Origin of the sequence: Rhodococcus sp. 2G (assembly GCF_001886355.1) — a bacterium.
In the GTDB taxonomy this organism is placed as follows: Bacteria; Actinomycetota; Actinomycetes; order Mycobacteriales; family Mycobacteriaceae; genus Rhodococcus; species Rhodococcus pyridinivorans.
This window is the reverse complement of record NZ_CP018063.1, coordinates 3882290-3902405: the sequence shown is the minus strand read 5'-3', so window position 1 is coordinate 3902405 and position 20116 is coordinate 3882290. Positions and strand designations below refer to the sequence as shown.

Below are 20116 nucleotides of genomic sequence, written 5' to 3'. Positions count from 1 at the left end.
CGTCGTGCGCGGCGTCCACGACACCGAGGCCGGACCGTCCAGTACGGTCGGGCCCGTTCGGCGTGACCGCCTCACCGGCGGTGTGTTCGCCGCGGGTGTGGTCGTCTCCGCGTTCCTGATGTTCTGGGGAGCGTGGGAGCGGCGCTGGATCGCCGACGACGGTCTCATCGTCCTGCGAACCGTGCGCAACCTCCTCGCCGGCAACGGGCCGGTGTTCAACGCGGGGGAGCGCGTGGAGGCCAACACCTCCACCGCGTGGACGTACATCGTCTACGCGGGCGGATGGCTCACCGGCCTCCGCCTCGAATACGTGGTGCTCACGATCGCGCTCGTGTTGTCGACGGGCGCGATCGTCCTCGCCATGCTCGGCGCCGCACGCCTGTACCGGTGGCGACTGCGCGCGACCACGGGCACCGTGCTGCTCCTGCCCGCCGGTGTCCTCGTCTACATCGCGGTGCCCCCGGCCCGCGACTTCGCCACCTCGGGCCTCGAGTCCTGCCTGGTGATCTGCTGGCTCGGCCTGCTGTGGCTGCTCATGGCCCGGTGGGCGACCCCCACGCCGGGAGGGGACGGATCGCTCCCGGGTACCGGGCAGATCCTCGCCACGGCGTTCGTCGCCGGACTCGGCCCGCTCGTGCGACCCGAACTCGCGCTGGTCGCGGTGCTCGCACTCGCGATGCTGTTCCTCGCGCCCGGCCTCGACCTGCGCATCCGGGTCGCGATGGTCGCGGTCGCCGGGATGATCCCGATCGGTTACCAGATCTGGCGCATGGGCTATTACGGACTGCCCTATCCCAACACCGCGGTCGCCAAGGACGCCGGTGGTGCCAAGTGGTCGCAGGGCCTCGAATATCTCGGCAACCTCGTCTCGCCGTACCTGCTGTGGCTGCCGCTGCTGGTCCTCGCGGTCCTCGCCGCGCTCGTCCTCGCGACCAGCCGTGAGGTGGTGGGCCTCACCGCAGCGGCGGCGCGTCCCGATCCGCGCGACGTGCGGGCCATGCTGACCTGGGCGCAGAAGCTGTTGCGCACGCCGACCGCCGTCGTCGTGCTGTTCCTCGGCTCCGGTGTGCTGCTCGCGCTGTACTCGCTGCGTGTGGGCGGCGACTTCATGCACGGCCGCGTCCTCCTGCCGCCGCTGTTCTGCCTGCTCCTGCCCGTCGCCGTCGTCCCGCTGCGGATCCCGGACCGGGCGGAGCTCGGCAACAACCGGCCGACGCAGGTCGCGGGTGCGTTGGCCGTGCTGTGGCTGGGCACCGTCGTGTGGACGGCCGCCGCGGCCAACACGACCGGCATGACCGAGGGCGCCGTGGTGGGCCGATCCGGCATCGTCGACGAGCGCGCCTTCTACGCCCTCAACACCGGGCATCTGCATCCCATCCTGGCCGAGGACTATCTCGACTACCCACGTATGCGGGCCATGGTCGAGGCCATCGCGAACACCCCGAACGGCGGGCTGCTGCTGCCGACCCCCTCCTTCGACGCGTGGGACGTCGTGCCGCCACCCGAGCCCATCCCACCGGGCGGTGCCGGGCACACGGTGTTCTTCCTGAACCTGGGCATGACCAGCATGAACACCGGTCTGGACGTGCGGGTCGTCGACCAGATGGGCCTGGCCTACCCGCTCGCCGCGCACACCGAGCGTCTCGAGGACGGCCGGATCGGCCATGACAAGATCCTGTTCCCCGACTGGGTGGTCGCCGATTCGGGCATGGTCGACGTCCATCCGTGGATGCCGGGCTATCTCGACGAGGACTGGGTCGCGATGGCGAAGACCGCGCTGACCTGTCCCGAGACCCGGGAGATGATCGATTCCTCGAGCGCCGAACTCACGTGGGCACTGTTCAAGAGGAACCTGCGCAACGCGTTCGACTACGCCTCGTACCGGATCGAACGGGTGCCGAAGTACGAGATCCAGCGCTGTGACCTGCCGATGCCACCGCCGCGGGGGTGACGGCCGGACACCGAGATCAACTTGGCCCCCTTCGACTGTCTCGATAGGATCACGACGCATCACGGATAGGTAACATTCCGGCAGCGCGTGCTTGACCTATAGGTCAAGAGGTGCCCAAGAGCTGTTGAAACCAGGGTTTGTCAGAGATCACGCGGTCCTTTACAGTTTTGACCGCAGTGTGACTTGGGGCGGCCTTCCGCGGTCGTCATCGCCGGAATCCGGGGGACGCGAACGCGGACGCCGCAGACGAGAAAGAGAGCATTGTTCATGCGTTTTGTCCCGAGGTTGAGGCAGGGCCTTCGACGGCGACTGCTCGGCACCGCCGCCGCAGCTCTGGTCCTCCCCGTGGCTGCCGGCCTCGTCGGAACCACCGCCGCCGTCGCCGCGCCGGCGCAGGGAGCGCCGGTCTCGCACCGCGCGCCTGCAGGGGGCTTCGAAGAGGTCTTCGTCGAGTCCGACATGGGCCCGATCAAGGTTCAGATCCAGTGGGCCGCGCGCGGTGGCGACGCGGCGCTCTACATGCTCGACGGCCTGCGCGCTCGGGACGACGCGAACGCCTGGACGTTCGAGACGAACGCCCTGCAGCAGTTCGCGAACGACAACGTCAGCCTGATCATGCCGGTCGGCGGACAGTCGAGCTTCTACACCGACTGGTACGCGCCGTCCAACCTGAACGGCCAGGACATCACCTACAAGTGGGAGACGTTCCTGACGGAGCAGCTGCCCGACTATCTCGCCACCCGTGGCGTGTCGCGCAACAACAACGGCATTCTCGGCCTGTCGATGGGCGGTTCCGCCGCCCTGACCCTGGCCGCCTACCACCGCGACCAGTTCAAGTTCGCGTCGTCGTTGTCCGGCTACCTGAACCTGTCGGCTCCCGGCATGCGTGAGGCCATCCGCGTGGCGATGCTCGACGCCGGCCGCTTCAACGTCGACTCGATGTGGGGCCCGCCGTGGAGCCCGGCGTGGCTGCGCAACGACCCGTTCGTCTTCGCTCCGAAGCTCGAGGGTCTGTCGCTGTACATCTCGGCCGCCAGCGGTCTGCCCGGTGAGCACGACAACCCGCAGGGCTTCGTCGGCTACTACAACACCGCCAACGGCATGGCGCTCGAGGCGCTGTCCCTCGCCCAGACCCGCGCGTTCCAGCTCAAGCTGGCGACGCTCGGCATCCCGGCTACCTTCGACTTCCCGGCGCGCGGCACGCACGCATGGAAGTACTGGGAGGATCAGCTGTGGAAGGCACGCCCGCAGATCCTCGAGGCGCTGAACGCGTTCTGATCTCCGGTACGCACTGCTAGCAACGACGCCGCCCGCTCACCGATCCGGTGAGTGGGCGGCGTCGTAGCTTTCTGCAACAATTTTCTCACCTGTCACAGCGCGGCACCCGCGATTCCGGGTGCCGCCGGTGTAGAAACAACATCCGGGACTCCGGTATCCCGAGTCGGCATACCCAGCCGGGGCGCCCTGCCACTGCCGCCGTCGCGGTCCACCCGAAGCCGCACTTCGGCAGGAAATCCGGCAACGCAGAAAGTGAGCGATGCAGATGCGAACTGAGCTCGAGCACGGTGAGCGACGGACGGGTCCGAGCAGGAGAGCGGCTCGCGTCGCGGGTGCGCGGCGCAGAAGATCCCGTGCGCTCGCACTGATCGCCGCAGCCCTCGTCGCGCCCGTCGCCGCAGGTCTGACCACTGTCTCGGTGGCCACCGCCGATCCGCTCATCGCCCAGTCCGGCCCGACGAGCACTGCCGGTGCGACCGTCCGCTCTGTCGACTGGCTCACCGATCGCCGCGTCGCTCTGTGGATCGACTCGCCGTCGATGGGGACGCCGATCCAGGTGCAGCTGCTGCTCGCGCGCGACTGGAACAGCAAGCCCGACGCGAAGTTCCCGTCGGTGTTCATGCTCGACGGCATGCGCGCGCGCGACGACGAGAACGGGTGGACGCTCGAGACCGATGCGGAGGCCTTCTTCGCCGACAAGAACGTCAACGTCGTGCTGCCGGTGGGCGGCCAGTCGAGCTTCTACTCCGACTGGATCGATCAGAACAACGGACAGAACTACAAGTGGGAGACCTTCCTGACGAAGGAACTCCCTCCGCTGCTCGAACGCGACTGGCGTACCACTGACAAGCGTGGCGTCGTCGGCCTGTCGATGGGCGGTACCGCCGCGATGTTCCTACCCGCCCGCAACCCGGGCTTCGCGCAGTTCGCGGCGTCGTTGTCCGGCATCCTCACCACCACCACCCTCGGCATGCCCGAGGCCATCCACTACGCGATGCAGGACGCCGGTGGTTTCGACTCCGAGGCGATGTGGGGTGCGCCCGGCTCCGAGGGCTGGGAGTCGCACGATCCCTACCTGCTCGCCGACAAGCTCGAGGGCGTGAGCCTGTACGTCTCGAGCGGCAGCGGCACCACCGGCCCCCACGACGATCCGTCGGGCATCCCCGGGGTCAGCACCAACTACGCCGGCATGGGCCTCGAGATCCTCTCGCGCCTCACCTCGCAGGCGTTCGCGACGAAGCTCGAGAAGCAGGGCATCCCCGCCCAGATCGTGTACCGGCCGTCGGGCACCCACACGTGGAAGTACTGGGAGTTCGAACTGCACCAGCTGTGGCCGCAGCTCGCCAACACCCTCGGGGTCGAGGTCGACAAGCCCGAGTGCAACCCCACCGGCGCCTTCGGCGATGTGGCGAACGTGAACGGTTGGCTCGGCGACTGCCTCACCGGTGAATACGACGTCGCCGGTGGCAAGGTGCAGGACTTCCGCTTCGGCCGCGTCTTCTCGTCCGACGGCACGACGGTGCCGGTCGCGGGTGCGATCGGCGGCGCCTACCAGGGTGTCGGCGGTCCGGCCGGGCAGCTCGGCTATCCGACCACCGAGGAACGCGTCGCACCCGACGGACGCGGACGGTTCAACCATTTCCGGAACGGCGCGATCTACTGGACGCCCGAGCACGGCGCCCACGCGGTCCGCGGAAAGATCTTCGAGGAATGGAAGAACCAGGGCTGGGAGGGCGGACCGCTCGGCTACCCGATCCTCGACGAGGCGGCGACCCCCGACGGCCGCGGCGCGGTCCAGGGCTTCGAGATCGGCGCCATGTACTGGAGCGAGGACACCGGCGCCCACGGCGTGCAGGGCATGATTCTCGACAAGTACTCCCAGCTCGGCTACGAGACGGGAGTCCTGGGCTACCCGACGGCCAGCGAGCAGCCCGCAGGGCGTGACGGTCGCTTCAACGAGTTCCAGCACGGCAACATCTACTGGAGCCCGCTCACCGGTGCCTGGCCGGTCCGCGGCAAGATCCTCGAGGCGTGGCTCGCCGAGAAGGGTCCCGAAGGACGTCTGGGCCTGCCGATCAGCGACGAGTTCCCGGCCGTGGACGGCAAGGGTGTCCAGCAGAACTTTCAGAACGGCTTCATCACCCTCGACGGCGACGAAGTGAAGCTGCAGCCGTAACCGAACGACAGCAGGGTCGGCCCGTGTAACCGGGGGAGGAGGGACGCTCCTACCGGCCGCACGGGCCGCTCTGTAGCCTGGGGCGCATCTGACCAAGTTCGACCGACATCCCGGATGTGAGGACCCCACCACATGCCTGCACGGACCCGCTCACGCTCGACCCGAGTCCTCGGCGCCCTCGCTGCGGCACTGACCGCCACGGCCGTTCTCTCCGCGTGCGGAAGCGACGACTCCACCGCGACGAACACGCCGACGACGTCTGCCGCCACGGAAACCTCGGCGTCGACATCGACCTCCGCGGCCGAGACATCCCCCGGCGCGGCCGGGGCCGAGACCACGGGCGAGACCGAGACGAGCGAGGCGTCCCCGGCTCCGTCCTCGCCCGCTGCCGGAGACGACGATGCCGGAGAGGACACGGGCGCGGCACCCGCTCCCACGCCCGGCGCACAGGCCTTCCTCGACGGTCTCCGCGCCGAGGGCGTCGAGCCCAGCGACGAGACCGGCGCGGTGAACATCGCCGACTACATCTGCAGCGCCCAGGCGCAGGGCGGGTCGCCGGAGGAGATCAAGGTGTTCGTGACCGCGCTCGTGGGTAGTGATGCTGCAGCCGGTGGTGTCGAGTTGTCGGAGGATCAGGCCTCCTCGACGGCCGACACGTACATCGCCGTCGCCGGCGAGACGTACTGCAACTAGGGAACGCGGGGACAGCACGAATGGTCAGGACGAAGCAGCGTCGCGGACGCAGGATCGTGGTCGTGGGGGCGCTGCTCGTCCTGGCGATCGTGCTGGTGCTCTGGTACATGCTCGCGGGGCGGCTGGACATCCCGTCGCCGATTCCTACCCCGCCCGGGCCGGAGGAGCCGCAGTCGCAGCCGGCCTCGTGCCCCGACGTGCAGGTCGTCGCGGTGCCGGGCACCTGGGAGTCCGCGGTGGGCGACGATCCGTACGCTCCGGCCGCGAACCCGTACTCGCTCATGCTCAACGTGACGAGGCCGCTGCAGGAGCGTTTCGATGCCCAACGCGCCGATGTCTACACGGTGCCGTACGTCGCGCAGTTCTCGAACCCCATTGCGATCCCGCCGGACGGCCAGCAGTCCTACAACAACAGCCGCAGTGAGGGATTCGCGGCCACCACCGACATCCTCGCGCGACGCTCGGCCGAGTGCCCGCTGACCACCTACGTGCTCACCGGTTTCTCGCAGGGCGCCGTGATCGTGGGCGACGTCGCCGCGCAGATCGGTGCCGGCAACGGCCCGGTCCCCGCCGACCGGGTGCTCGGTGTCGCACTCGTTGCCGACGGTCGCCGCGACGGGGTCTCGGGCACCGACATCGGTGCGCCCGTCGCCGGAGTGGGCGCCGAATTGTCGCTCGACGGCCTGCGGCTGCCGGGGATCACGATGACCGGCGCGCGTCCCGGTGGCTTCGGGGAGCTCGACGACCGCACGATCCAAATCTGCGCGCCCACGGACAGTATCTGTGACGCACCACCGAACGCGCTGAATCCCGCCAACTGGATGTCGGCCGCTCCGCGCCTGCTCGAGTACGTCAACAACCCGATCCACGCGATGTACAACACCTACGTCGTGGACGAGAACGGCACGACCGCGACGCAGTGGATCGCGAACTGGGCGGCGGAGAAGATCGATGCCGCACCGGAACCCGCAGAAGAATGAGGTGCGGCCGTCGCTGCACGAGGGGGAGGTTCGGGCCCAAGTGAACCCTCCCACATATTACTCGCCGGTAGTGTCCGATCTCACCACCCGGTACACTCGAAAGACGGGCTGCCTTTAGACTCATCCCTCGGCTGCGGCCCGGCCGTCCGGGATCGTGGCGCACGACGACTGCCACAGGAGAAGAGGTTCATGGTGCCAGTGACGGCACGGCGAACGGCCGGCCCCCTCCGGGGGCGTAGCGACGGCCCGCGACCGGGAATGATCCTTGTCACGAGCTCTCGCCTCGGTCGGGCGTACGTACCGGGGCGCCGATCCTGGGCAGCAGAGGGCGGCGGGTTGCACCGTCGGTCGGTGTCGGCGTCGAAAAACCCTCGCACACAATCGGATCGTGTGCTCGTCTCGTTCGACGGGCGCGGAATGTGTGTGTGAAGACGACCATGTCGTATCTTTGTGTTTCCCGTGTGCGAGGGGAAGCGTTCTTCCCGGCGACCGCACTTTGCGTGGGTGCGCGTGATGCCGATCTGTAACATATTCGTGATCTGGGGTCGATGGACACGTTCGAGGAACGGACCGCCGGAAGCCGTGGGGGGCGGTATCGGTACGACGATCCGCCGGCGCGGAGGAAAAGTTAGTGGCGCAACCATGTCGAGTGGTTGTGGGATCGCTTCGACAGGGAGAAGGAATTGAGCGTCGGGTTCGAAGAGTTCATCGATGAGAACGGGCGGATCAGGCTGCCTGAAGGGCAGACCCTGCTCGATCACCTCGAGGGGAACTTCGCTTCAAACGGTGACGACCTCGCCTACCGGTACATCGACTACTCGCGGGAACGCGACGGCGAGGTGCACGAGCTGACCTGGGATCAGTTCGGCGTGCGCATCAAGGCCATCGCCGCGCGCCTGCAACAGGTCACCGCTCCCGGCGACCGCGTCGCGATCCTCGCTCCGCAGGGCCTCGACTACGTCGTGTCCTTCTTCGCCGCGATCTACGCCGGCACCATCGCCGTGCCGCTGTTCGATCCCGACGAGCCCGGCCACACCGATCGCCTGCACGCCGTTCTCGGCGACTGCACCCCCAGCGCGATCCTCACCGCCACCTCGTCCGCGGCCGGCGTGCGGCAGTTCTTCCGCCCGCTCCCCGCTGCGCAGCGTCCCCGCGTGATCGCCGTCGACGCCATCCCCGACTCGGTCGCCGAGTCCTGGAACCGGCCGCCCATCGGCACCGACGACATCGCGTACCTGCAGTACACCTCCGGCTCGACCCGCGTTCCCGCCGGCGTCGAGATCACTCACCGCTCGGTGCTCACCAACGTCATCCAGATGGCCGACTCCATCGAGCTCGACGAGTCGTCGCGCGGCGTGACCTGGCTGCCGCTGTTCCACGACATGGGCCTGCTCACGGTGATCCTGCCCGCGGTCGGCGGCAAGTACATCACCATCATGAGCCCGCGTGCCTTCGTGGCCCGGCCGAGCCGCTGGATCCGCGAGCTCGCCGCCGTCTCCGACGGTGCCGGCACCTTCGCCGCCGCCCCGAACTTCGCGTTCGAGCACGCTGCGGCACGCGCGGTCCCCAAGCCGGGCGAAGAACTCGACCTGAGCAACGTCATCGGCCTGATCAACGGCAGCGAGCCGGTCACCACGTCGTCGATGCGCAAGTTCAACGAGGCATTCGGGCCCTACGGTCTGCCTCGCACGGCGATCAAGCCGTCCTACGGCATGGCCGAGGCCACCCTGTTCGTCTCCTCCACCCGTCACAGCGACGAGGCGAAGGTCATCTACGTCGACCGCACCGCACTCAACGCGGGCCGGGTCATGCGCGTCGAGCCCGATGCCGAGAACGCTATCCCGCAGGTCTCCTGCGGTTACGTCGCACGCAGCCAGTGGGCCGCGATCGTCGACGCCGAGACCGGCACCGAGATGCCCGACGAGCAGGTCGGCGAGATCTGGCTGCACGGCGAGAACATGGGCATCGGCTACTGGGGTCGCAAGGAAGAGACCGACAACACCTTCCACAACCGCATCACCAAGCGTCTGGCCGAGGGCAGCCACGCCGAGGGCACCCCGGACGACAGCAAGTGGCTGCGCACCGGCGACTACGGCGTCTACATCGACGGCGAGCTCTACATCACCGGTCGCGTCAAGGACCTCGTGATCGTCGACGGCCGCAACCACTACCCGCAGGACCTCGAGTTCTCGGCGCAGGAGGCCAGCTCCGCGCTGCGTCCCGGCTTCGTCGCGGCGTTCGCGGTGCCGGCCAACCAGCTGCCGCGCGAGGTGTTCGACAACGACGCCTCCGGCCTGCAGTTCGATGCCGACGATTCGTCGGAGCAGCTCGTGATCGTCGCCGAGCGCGCTCCCGGCGCCGGCAAGGCCGATCCGCAGCCGATCGCCGACGCGGTACGTGCCGCGATCTCGTCCCGGCACGGTGTCACCGCCCGCGACGTGCTGCTCGTGCCGGCCGGTTCGATCCCCCGTACGTCCAGCGGAAAGATCGCGCGTCGGGCGTGCAAGACCGCATATGTCGAGGGAACGCTGCGTGGTGGTTACCAGCAGCAGGCCTTCCCGGACAGCGTGTAAGAACGAATGTCCTCTTTCCCGGGTAGCGTGGTGGGTTGATGTCTGACACTGAAATGACGGTTGCGCAGCTGCGCGAATGGCTGCGCAACTGGATCGCCGACGCGACCGGGCAGCCGGTCTCCCAGATCTCGGACGATCGTCCGATGGAGGAGTTCGGGCTGTCCTCCCGGGACGCCGTCGCCATGGCGGGTGAGATCGAGGAACTCCTCGGTGTCACCCTCAACGCGACGATCGCCTACCAGCACCCGACGATCGCGTCGCTCGCGACGCGCATCATCGAAGGTGAGCCCGAGGCACCCGCCGAGGACGACTCCGCCCTGTACACGGTCGGTGCCGCGGCGGGTTCGAAGGACGTCGCCATCGTCGGTCTGTCCACCCGTTTGCCGGGCCACGTCGACACCCCCGAACAGATGTGGGAGCTGCTCGCGTCCGGACGCGACGGCATCTCCGATCTGCCCGAGGGCCGCTGGTCGGAGTTCGAGAACGATCCCGCCGTGTGGGAGTCGATCCGCAACGCCAACACCAGGGGCGGCTACCTCGACGACGTCAAGGGCTTCGACGCCGAGTTCTTCGCGATGTCGCCGCGCGAGGTCGAGATGGTCGACCCGCAACAGCGCCTCGCGCTGGAGCTGACCTGGGAAGCACTCGAGCACGCGCACATCCCGCCGAGCGACCTCAAGGGCGGCTCGGTCGGTGTGTTCATCGGCAGCTCGGCGAGCGACTACATGCTCCTCGCGGTCGGCGATCCGTCCGCAGCGCATCCCTACGCGCTCACCGGCACCTCCACCGCGGTCATCGCGAACCGCGTGTCGTACTTCTACGACTTCCACGGCCCGTCGGTCACGCTCGACACGGCGTGCTCGTCGTCGCTGGTCGCCGTGCACCAGGCCGTACGTGCGCTGCGTAACGGCGAAGCCGACGTCGCCCTCGCCGGTGGCGTCAACATGCTGCTCGCCCCGGCCGGCACCCTCGGCTTCGACGAACTCGGCGTCATGGCACCCGACGGCCGCATCAAGGCGTTCTCCGCCGACGCCGACGGCATGATCCGCGCCGAGGGCGGGGGTCTCGTCGTGCTCAAGCGTCTCGAGGACGCCGAGCGCGACGGCGACGACATCCTCGCGGTGATCGCCGGTTCGGCCGTCAACCAGGACGGCCGCTCCAACGGCCTGGCCGCTCCCAACCCCGAAGCGCAGGTCGACGTGCTGCGCCGCGCCTACCGCGACGCGCAGATCCTGCCGTCCGGTGTCGACTACATCGAGGCGCACGGCACCGGCACGGTGCTCGGCGACCCGATCGAGGCCGACGCGCTCGGCCGCGTCGTCGGTCGTGGCCGCGAGGACGACAAGCCGGTCCTGCTCGGTTCGGCCAAGACCAACTTCGGTCACCTCGAGTCCGCCGCGGGTGCGGCCGGTCTCATCAAGGTCGTTCTCGCGATGCAGAACGATCAGCTGCCCCCGACGCTCAACTACACCGCGCCCAACCCCTACATCCCGTTCGACAGCGCGCACCTGAAGGTCATCCCCGAGGGCGCGAAGTGGCCGCGCTACACCGGTCGCGCCGTCGCCGGTGTATCCGGCTTCGGTTTCGGTGGCACGAACGCGCACGTCGTCGTGCGCGAGTACACCGGCCCCGAGGGGCTCGAAGCGTCCGAGGCCGAGGTCGAGGTCCTGCCGGAGGAGATCCCCGCCGCGGAGACCACCGAGCAGGCCCGCGAGCTGCCCGTCCTGCTCGCCGTCTCCGCTGCGATGCCGTCGCGTCGCCGCCGTGCCGCCGCCGATCTCGCCGACTGGCTCGAGACCGAGAAGGGCAGCACGACGCCGCTCGCCGACGTCGCCCGCACGCTCGCTCGTCGCAACCACGGCCGGTCCCGCGCGATCGTCGTGGCGAGCAACCACGGTGAGGCGATCGCCGGTCTGCGTGCCGTCGCCGCCGGCAAGCCCGCGCAGGGCGTGTTCACCGCCGACGCTCCCGCCTCCAAGGGCGCGGTGTGGGTGCTCTCCGGCTTCGGTGCCCAGCACCGCAAAATGGCCAAGCAGCTGTACCTGGAGAACCCTGTCTTCGCGGCGGCCGTCGACGAGGTCGACGAGCTGATCTACGACGAGTCGGGCTACTCCATGAAGGAGAAGTTCCTCGACGACGCGCAGGACTACGACGTCGAGACGGCGCAAGTCGGCATCTTCACGATCCAGATCGGTCTCGCCGCGCTGCTGCGCCACCACGGTGCCGAGCCCGCCGCGGTCGTCGGCCACTCGATGGGTGAGGCCGCCGGCGCCTACATCTCGGGCGGACTCTCGCTCGAGGACGCCGTGCGCGTCATCTGCTCGCGTTCGCGTCTGATGGGTGAGGCCGAATCCGGCCTGACCGGCGACGACATCCGCCTCATGGCGCTCGTCGAGTACAGCGCCGCCGAGATCACCGACGTGCTGCCCGACTTCCCGCAGCTCGAGGTCTGCGTCTACGCGGCGCCGACGCACACCGTCATCGGTGGCCCGCAGGAGCAGGTCAACGCGATCGTCGCGCGTGCCGAGGCCGAGGAGAAGTTCGCCCGGGTCCTGCAGACCAAGGGTGCGAGCCACACCTCGCAGGTCGATCCGATCCTCGGCGAGCTCGCGGCCGAGCTCGCCGGCATCGAACCGCACCGCCTGAAGGTCGACCTGTACTCGTCGGTCGATCAGGAGACCCTCTACCGCGCAGGTCACGAGGGCATCCACGACGTGGAGTACTGGACCAAGGGCATGCGCCACAGCGTGTACTTCACGCAGGCGATCCGGCAGGCGCTGTCCGACGGGCACACCACCTTCGTCGAGCTCAACGCCAACCCCGCGACGCTCATGTCGGTCGCGGCGACGGCCTTCGACGCCGGTGTGCAGGACGGCCAGTTCATCCAGACGCTCAAGCGCAAGGAGGACGAGTCCCTCGGTGTGCTGACCGCGCTCGCGCAGTTGTACGTGCACGGGCAGTCCGTCGATCTGAGGACGCTGCTGCCGGAAGGCGACTACGCCGACCTGCCGCGCACCGCCTTCCTGCGCAAGCCGTACTGGGTCGACGCCAGCATCGGCACCTCCGGCAACGGCCGCGCGCCCGGCGCCCGGGTCGCACTGCCCGACGGCCGCTACGTGTGGGAGGTGCAGGCATCCGCCGTCACCGATGCGGCCGAGCTGGTCGTCGCGGCGGCCTCGCAGGTGCTGTCCGATGTCACGCTCACCGCGTCCATCCCGCACACCGACGTTCCCGCGACCGGCACCCTCACCACGACGCTCACCCGGCACCCGGGTGGCGCGTCACTGCAGGTGCACGCGAACACCGGCGACGGTTTCACGCTCGTCCACGAGGGTGTCGTCACCTCCGGTGAGCCGCTGCCCGCGCCCGTCGCGGTGGCCGCGAAGCCGGCCGCGCAGGCCGAGGAGCTTCCCGAGGTCGTCGAGTCGTTCGGCGACCAGTGGGATCCCAACGGATCGCAGAGCCTCGACGACCGCCTGACGCTGATCGTCGCCGAGTCCATGGGTTATGCGCCCGAGGATCTGCCCGCCGAGATCCCGCTCATCGAGCTGGGCCTCGACTCGCTCATGGCGGTCCGCATCAAGAACCGCGTCGAGTACGAGTTCGACATCCCGCAGCTGCAGCTGTCGGCGGTCAAGGACGCGAGCCTGCGCGACGTCGCGAAGTACCTGCGATACGCCGTCGAGAACCGCGAGGAGGTCGCGCAGCTCGCCGAGCAGCAGGCCGCCGAGAAGGCAGCCGAACGCGCCGCCGCTGCGGAACAGGACGATCTTCCCGAAGTCGAGGACACCACCGCGGTGGGCGAGGCCGAGCAGATTCTCGCCGAAGCCGAAGCCGAAGCCGAAGCCGAAGCCGAAGCCGAAGCCGAAGCCGAAGCACAGACCGCGCCCGAGACGGCCGAGTCCGAGCAGGAGTCGAGCGGTGTCGACGTGCCGCCGCGCGACGCCGCGGAACGGTTGACCTTCGCCTCGTGGGCCGTGGTCACGGGCAAGTCGGCCAAGGGCATCTTCAACCGGTTGCCGAAGCTCGACCGCGATGTCGCCGAGAAGCTCGCGGCACGGCTGACCGAGCGGGCCGAGGGTGAGATCACCGTCGACGACGTGCTCTCCGCCCCGACCGTCGAGCAGCTCGCCGAGACCGTCCGTCAGCATCTCGAATCCGCCGATCGCATCGACGGACTCGTGCGCACCCTGCGGCCCCGCGCCGAGGGATCGGACACCGTGCCGGTCTTCGTCTTTCACCCCGCGGGTGGTTCGACGGTCGCGTACGAGCCGCTGCTGCGCCGCCTGCCCGCGCACACCCCGGTGTTCGGTTTCGAGCGCACCGAGGGCCCGATCGACACCCGCGCACAGGCGTACCTGCCGCTCATCGAGGAGATCCAGGGCGACGGCCCGTACGTGCTGTGCGGCTGGTCGCTCGGCGGTGTCCTGGCCTACGCGGTGGCCCGTCTGCTCCGTGAGGAGGGCAAGGACGTGCGTCTCGTCGGCCTCATCGACACCGTCATGGCCGGTGAGAAGGTCGAGGACACGCCCGACGAGATCCGCAAGCGCTGGCAGCGTTACTCGGCGTTCGCGAAGAAGACCTACGGGGTCGACGCGCCGCTGCCCTACGACCTGCTGGCCGAGGCCGGCAGCGACGAGGAGCAGATCGGCATCCTGATGGGTCTGCTCGAGCTGAGCGGGGCGCAGATCCCCGGCGGCATCATCGAGCACCAGCGCACGTCGTGGCTCGACAACCGCGCCATCCAGACCGCGGAGCTGCTGCCCTACGACGGCAAGGTCGTGCTGTACATGGCCGACAAGTATCACGACGACGCGATCGATCTCGAGCCGGCCTTCGGGACCCGGCAGCCCGACGGTGGGTGGGGCGAGGTCGTCGCGGATCTCGAGGTCGTGCACGTCGGCGGCGATCACCTGCAGATCGTCGACGAGCCGTACATCTCGAAGGTGGGGGAAGACCTGACCCGCAAGCTGGCCGACATCGAGGCCTCGAGGAGCTGAACGAAGAAGTGAGCACCACGGCACAGAAGCTGGCCGAGTTGCGCGAGAAGCTGGAGATCGCGAAGGAGCCTGCCGGCGAACTCGCGGTCGCCAAGCGCGCGAAGAAGGGCATCCCGAGCGCTCGCGAGCGCATCGACATGCTGCTCGACAGGGGCAGTTTCGTCGAGATCGGCGCGCTGATGAAGATGCCGGGCCGCGACGATGCGATGTACGGCGACGCCGTCGTCGTCGGGCACGGCACGGTCGACGGCCGCCCGGTCGCGGTGTTCTCCCACGACCAGACCGTCTTCGGCGGCAGCGTCGGTGAGATGTTCGGCCGCAAGGTCGCCGCGGTCCTCGACTTCGCCCTCAAGATCGGTTGCCCCGTCGTCGGCATCAACGACTCCGGTGGTGCCCGCGTGCAGGACGCCGTCACCTCGCTCGCCTGGTACGGCGAGATCGGCAAGCGTCACGAGCCGCTGTCGGGTCTGTGCCCGCAGATCTCGGTGATCGTCGGCAACTGCGCCGGTGGTGCGGTCTACGCGCCGATCAACACCGACGTCGTGGTCGCCACCGAGGGTTCGCACATGTTCGTCACCGGCCCGGACGTCATCAAGGCGGTCACCGGTGAGAACGTGAGCCTCGAGGAGCTCGGCGGTGCCCGTCAGCAGGCCGAGTACGGCAACGTGCACCACGTCGCGCCGGATGAGAAGGCCGCTTTCGAGTGGGTGCGGCAGTACCTGAGCTACATGCCGTCCAACGCGCAGGAGAAGCCTCCGATCATCAATCCCGGTCTCGAACCGGAGATCACGCCCGACGATCTCGAACTCGACACGTTCATGCCCGATGCCGACAACTCCGGCTACGACATGCAGGACATCCTGCTGAAGATCTTCGACGACGGCGAGTTCCTCGAGGTCCGCGCACAGACCGCGCCGAACATCATCACCGGCTACGCCCGCGTCGACGGCCGGGCGGTGGGCGTGGTGGCGAACCAGCCTCTGTACCTGTCGGGTGCCCTCGATGCGGCTGCTGCCGACAAGGCGGCGCACTTCGTGCGCGTGTGCGACGCCTACGACATCCCGCTCGTGTTCGTCGTCGACACCCCGGGCTTCCTGCCCGGTGTCGAGCAGGAGAAGATCGGCGTCATCAAGCGTGGCGGCCGCTTCTTGTTCTCATATGTCGAGGCGTCGGTCCCGAAGGTGACCGTCGTGGTCCGCAAGGCCTACGGTGGCGGTTACGCCGTGATGGGGTCGAAGCAGCTCGGCGCCGACATCAACTTCGCGTGGCCCACCGCGCGTATCGCCGTGATGGGTGCCGAATCGGCTGTCGCGGTGATCGGGCGCCGGCAGATCGAGGCCGCGGGCGAGAACGCTCCGGCGGTCCGTCAGCAGCTCATCAACTTCTACAACGAGCATGTCGCGACGCCGTACATCGCGGCCGAGCGCGGATACGTCGACGCGGTGATCGAGCCGTCGACCACCCGTCTCGAGATCCGCAAGGCGCTGAACCTTCTTCGCGACAAGGAAGTGTTCAAGAACCCGCGGAAGCATCACCTGCTGCCGCTGTAGAGCCGTTGCCGACGGGGCCTGTGCACCAGTGCGTGCACAGGCCCCGTCGTGTGTATCCGACGCCGCCCCACCGGGCCGGGGGTCAGGGAACGGTCCAGGAACCCCGGCCCGGCAGGAAGGTGATGTCGGTGGTCGTCACGACCGCCTCGATACGTCCGGAGCCGGTCTCGAACCAGGGGTATTCCCATCCTGCGGAGGGGATGGGCGGGTAGATCGGCAGGGTGACGGTGCCACGCTGTCCGGTGGTGACGTTCGTCCAGTTCACGAGGCACGGGCACTGGAAGCTGCTGCCGAATCGCGAGAAGCCGGGACGCTCGGGGTCCACACCGACGGTCACGCCCTCGTTGACGAGGAGACCTCCCCACCCTGCGGAACCGGTGCCACCGACCGCGCCGATCACAGGACTCAGGGTCGTAGCCGCCACAGGCTCCGCGGACGCTGCGGGAGCGGTGACCACACCGAGCGCGAGCGCCGCGCCCAGGGCTGCCGTGAATGCGATCTTTCTCGAGGTCGTCATGCCCTGTGTGTCGCCCGTCGGCGTCACTTCCGTTACTCGCGCCTCATCCGTCACTCGTAGACGCGCATCGGCGCGGGTTTCCACAACCCGGACCTCGTCACCTCGGTGGTGGTCAGTTCGGCCGGCTGCGCATTCGGGTAGAAGCGCACGTACCGCTCCACCGAACCCCAGTCGCGCCCCCAGTCGTTCTCGAGGTAGGTGGGCACCTGCTCGGGTCGCGCCAGGACCTCCGCGAAGCCGAGCGGGCCACCGTTGTCGGCCGACTGCCAGGTGTCGGTCGACGACACCGCGAGCGGACGGTCGGGGAGGACCCGGTAGTTCGGCATCTCGGCCACACCGGCCCAGTGGTCGAACGGCCGCTGGCACGGGAACTGCAGACCCACGGCCCAGTCCAGCAGGAGCGGCTGCTCGGAACCGAGCTGGGCGTCGAGCCGCTCGAGGGTGGGGACGCGCGGCGGCGTGAACGCCAGCCACTGGTCGCCGGTGAGGTTGGGGTCGTTGGCGACGATGCGGACGGCGTCGACGTCGTCGGGCAGGTCGGCGAGCGGCACACGCAGGTTCCGCCACGACGGTGCGGGGCCGATGTCGCGCGGCAGGTAGGTGCCCTTCGCCTCGACGCTGCCGTCGGCCTGGCGGGTGCCGTACTCGACGAGCAGCGACTGGCCGTAGGTCAGTGCACCGGTGTCGTCGTACGACCAGATGCGACCGGCCGCGGAGATGATCACCAGCGGCGTCTCGTCGGTGATCCCGGGAAGGGCGTACCAGCTGGAGGTGAGCGCGGCGGGTTCCTGCACACCCTCCTGGTAGCTGCCGAGCACCGGGGTGACGGACGGGTCGAGCCCGAAGGGCAGACGCACGGTGCTGCCGTTGACGGTCTGCTCACCGGAACCACCCGTGGTGCCGCCGCCCGCGCCCGTCTCGAAGGTCGGGCCGACGCTCTGGTTGTCGGTGTTGCCCTGGCCCGGCTTGACCTCGACGTAGTCGGCGGTCAGGTCGGACGGCACGCCGTCGGGAGTGAAACCGCGCGGCGCCGCACCGGCGAGCGGGTCGTCGTTTGCCGGCGGATCGGCGGGGTCGATGATCGGTTCGAGGCGTCCCTCGTTGGGGTCGGTCTCGACGAGCACGTCGTTCGCGAGACCGCAGGTCTGCCCGGCGACCGCCCCGATGTTGGAGCGAGCGAGCGAGTACGCCGGGTATTGCGACACCGCGCCCTTGAGCAGCGACAGCACCTCGAACAGCACCATCACCGCGGCGACGACCGTGAGCGGCGCAGCCGCGAGGGCGCGGATCCGCCGGCCCTTCTTCGTCTCGGGCGACTCCGGCGGCGGTGCGTAGCCCTCGCGGAGGTACTGCCACGCGACGAGCACCAGGGCGAGACCGAACAGGACCAGGAACAGCGAGCTCGACTGGTAGCCGCTCAGCGAGACGGTCTTGTCGAACCACGGCACGCCGTAGCTCGAGACGTACCACCAGCCGTTGATGCCGGCGAACGACACCGCCAGGACGAACAGCACTCCGGCGAGGAAAATCGTGCGGTTGCGCCGCGACCGCAATGCGCTCGCGGAGACCACGACGGCGGTGACCGTCGCGAGCGATCCGGCGATGCCTGCGTACGCCCCGAAGTGGTGGGTCCACTTCGTGGGGTTGAACATCATGAAGAAGATCGTGCCGAAGACGATGCCGAGCAGACGCCAGGTCGGGCTCACGGCGACGCCGGGGATCCGGCGGCGGCGCAGCAGCACGAACAGCGTCGTGAACAGGCACAGCAGCATCGTGAGGAACGCGAAGCGGCGCGGCAGCGACCCGTCGACGGTCTGCACCATCAGGTAGTAGTAGCGGAGGAAGTCGTTCCACCACTCCTCGTTGGGGCCGATGATGGTGCGCACGCGGGTCGCCTCGAGGACCGCGGCGAGGGTCTGGTCGGAGAACACCACGACGAGCACGAGCATCCCGGCGGCGCCGATCGGGGCGAGCAGTGGCAGGGTGCCGACCTCGCGGTGGCGGCGCACGATGATCCGCGTCATCGGCCGGATGCCGGCGATGAGCGCGGCGATACACATCAGGCCGGTCGGTGCAGCGGCGAGGGTGAAGGCGCCGATGAACACCGCCGTCGCGGCGGGCAGCAGACGACCGGTCGCGATGGCGCGTTCGATCGAGCACCAGGTCAGCAGCGCACCGAGCGCGACGATCGGCTCGGGCCGCAGACCGTTGTTGTAGGGCAGCCAGAAGGCGAGGAAGACCAGTCCGCCGGTCCACAGTGCGATGCGATTGTGCCGCACGGCCCGGCCGAGACGCGGCACCACCTCACGGCTGATGACCATCCAGCACAGGATTCCGGCGATCAGTGCCGGGATGCGCATCCATGGGCTGGCCGTGGAGATCTTCGCGAACGCCGCCAGCACGTCGTAGTACCAGCCGAAGGGAGCTTCGGGGACACCGAACCAACGGAAGTAGTTGGCCATGTAGCCGGAGTTCTCCGCCGCCCGGGCCATGGTCAGCAGGTAGCCGTCGTCCGAGGTGTTCGCGCCGAAGAAGTGCCAGCCGACGAGCGTGAGGACCACGACGACGTCGACGCCGGTGAACTTCCACCAGCGAGACGGCAGGAAGCGGCGGTGACCGCGACCGTCCGTACCGTCGAGCTTGGCCAGCGCGCCGAGCGCGAGTGCCGTCGACAGCACCGCGAGGACCATCGCGAGGGACTTGACCAGCGTCGGCGACGACGTGAACCGGGAATCGACATCGACGGTGACGTCGAGGCCGGGAACCGCGGTCGGCAGGTCGCTGAACACGCCCACGACGAGCGGCCGCAGGTCGCCGGTGAGCTCACCCGACCGCGGGTTGCCGTTCTCGTCCGAGAGGCCGACGAACTCGGCGGTGGTGCGTTCGGAGTCGGAGAAGATCTGCAGTTCGCTGCACGCACCCGACTCGACGTCGGCGCGCGGCGCGGTCGCGACCACCACGTTGCGGTCGAGCACGTCGACGTTCTCGGCGCCGACCCGCACGAACATCGCGTTGAGGGCGGCGTCCTGCCCGTTGGTGGGGGCGGTCGCGAGCAGCATCCCGCCGTCGCCGGGCATCTCCGCGACGGCGCTGCACGGCACGGTGGCGCGGAGCTGGAGGGGGACCTGCGACATCAGCGGCAGTTCGACGTCGGTCGCCGCCGCGTCCTGCGGCCACGACATCGTCGCCTCGGTCACGCGGACCGGGAGAAACGGTGTGGCCAGCGCCAAGATCATGCCGAGCAACCCGGCGACGACGGCGACGAGTCGCGCAGTCCGGTACCGAGTGCGAAGGTCCTCGCCCATCGACCGGGGGGCGGTCGGAGCGGGCGCGGGTGAGGTCGTCACGTCGTCGGGCACGGGAGTCGATGGTATCCGGCGACGTGGTGTGACGGCACT

Annotated in this window: 10 protein-coding genes; 8 read left to right on the top strand and 2 right to left on the bottom strand. The window is 68.8% G+C overall.

Annotated features, from left to right (window positions below; all coding sequences use genetic code 11):
- The first annotated feature begins 4 nt into the window (after positions 1–4).
- The 8 genes from zomB (at position 5) to BO226_RS18255 (ending at position 16201) form a co-directional block, all read left to right on the top strand.
- Positions 5–1951, top strand: coding sequence for a flagellar motor control protein ZomB (gene zomB, locus BO226_RS18290; RefSeq protein ID WP_082921075.1), 1947 nt, complete (start codon positions 5–7; stop codon positions 1949–1951).
- A gap of 267 nt (positions 1952–2218) precedes the next feature.
- Entirely contained in the window at positions 2219–3229 is a 1011-nt protein-coding gene (locus tag BO226_RS18285) for an alpha/beta hydrolase (RefSeq protein WP_006553442.1), read from the top strand.
- A 259-nt stretch (positions 3230–3488) separates the two neighbouring features.
- Positions 3489–5405 carry an alpha/beta hydrolase-fold protein gene (locus BO226_RS18280; protein ID WP_064256851.1) on the top strand — a complete coding sequence of 639 codons (1917 nt, stop codon included), beginning with the start codon at positions 3489–3491 and terminating at the stop codon, positions 5403–5405.
- A gap of 132 nt (positions 5406–5537) precedes the next feature.
- On the top strand, positions 5538–6098 hold the full coding sequence (locus tag BO226_RS18275) for a DUF732 domain-containing protein (RefSeq protein ID WP_033097843.1): 561 nt from the start codon (positions 5538–5540) through the stop codon (positions 6096–6098).
- A gap of 20 nt (positions 6099–6118) precedes the next feature.
- On the top strand, positions 6119–7078 hold the full coding sequence (locus tag BO226_RS18270; RefSeq protein WP_006553445.1) for a cutinase family protein: 960 nt from the start codon (positions 6119–6121) through the stop codon (positions 7076–7078).
- Between the two features lie 683 nt (positions 7079–7761).
- Positions 7762–9651 carry a long-chain-fatty-acid--AMP ligase FadD32 gene (gene fadD32, locus BO226_RS18265; RefSeq protein WP_006553446.1) on the top strand — a complete coding sequence of 630 codons (1890 nt, stop codon included), beginning with the start codon at positions 7762–7764 and terminating at the stop codon, positions 9649–9651.
- Between the two features lie 53 nt (positions 9652–9704).
- Entirely contained in the window at positions 9705–14651 is a 4947-nt protein-coding gene (gene pks13, locus BO226_RS18260) for a polyketide synthase Pks13 (protein WP_156666122.1), read from the top strand.
- Between the two features lie 8 nt (positions 14652–14659).
- The gene (locus BO226_RS18255) at positions 14660–16201 is read left to right on the top strand and encodes an acyl-CoA carboxylase subunit beta (RefSeq protein WP_064256849.1); all 1542 of its coding nucleotides are present in this window, start codon (positions 14660–14662) and stop codon (positions 16199–16201) included.
- Positions 16202–16283: 82 nt separating this feature from the next.
- Here BO226_RS18255 and BO226_RS18250 read toward each other — a convergent pair whose 3' ends face one another.
- Together BO226_RS18250 and BO226_RS18245 are read right to left on the bottom strand one after the other, a co-directional pair.
- On the bottom strand, positions 16284–16718 hold the full coding sequence (locus tag BO226_RS18250; protein WP_033097841.1) for a hypothetical protein: 435 nt from the start codon (positions 16716–16718) through the stop codon (positions 16284–16286).
- Between the two features lie 50 nt (positions 16719–16768).
- Complete coding sequence (locus BO226_RS18245) at positions 16769–20077, bottom strand: arabinosyltransferase domain-containing protein (RefSeq protein ID WP_064256848.1); 3309 nt, start codon at positions 20075–20077, stop codon at positions 16769–16771.
- Positions 20078–20116: the final 39 nt, after the last annotated feature.

Coding starts and splice junctions, on each gene's coding strand:
- pks13 (WP_156666122.1), top strand. CDS start 9,705: ATGACGGTTGCGCAGCTGCGCGAATGGCTGCGCAACTGGATCGCCGAC.
- BO226_RS18285 (WP_006553442.1), top strand. CDS start 2,219: ATGCGTTTTGTCCCGAGGTTGAGGCAGGGCCTTCGACGGCGACTGCTC.
- BO226_RS18275 (WP_033097843.1), top strand. CDS start 5,538: ATGCCTGCACGGACCCGCTCACGCTCGACCCGAGTCCTCGGCGCCCTC.
- BO226_RS18250 (WP_033097841.1), bottom strand. CDS start 16,718: ATGACGACCTCGAGAAAGATCGCATTCACGGCAGCCCTGGGCGCGGCG.
- BO226_RS18280 (WP_064256851.1), top strand. CDS start 3,489: ATGCAGATGCGAACTGAGCTCGAGCACGGTGAGCGACGGACGGGTCCG.
- BO226_RS18270 (WP_006553445.1), top strand. CDS start 6,119: ATGGTCAGGACGAAGCAGCGTCGCGGACGCAGGATCGTGGTCGTGGGG.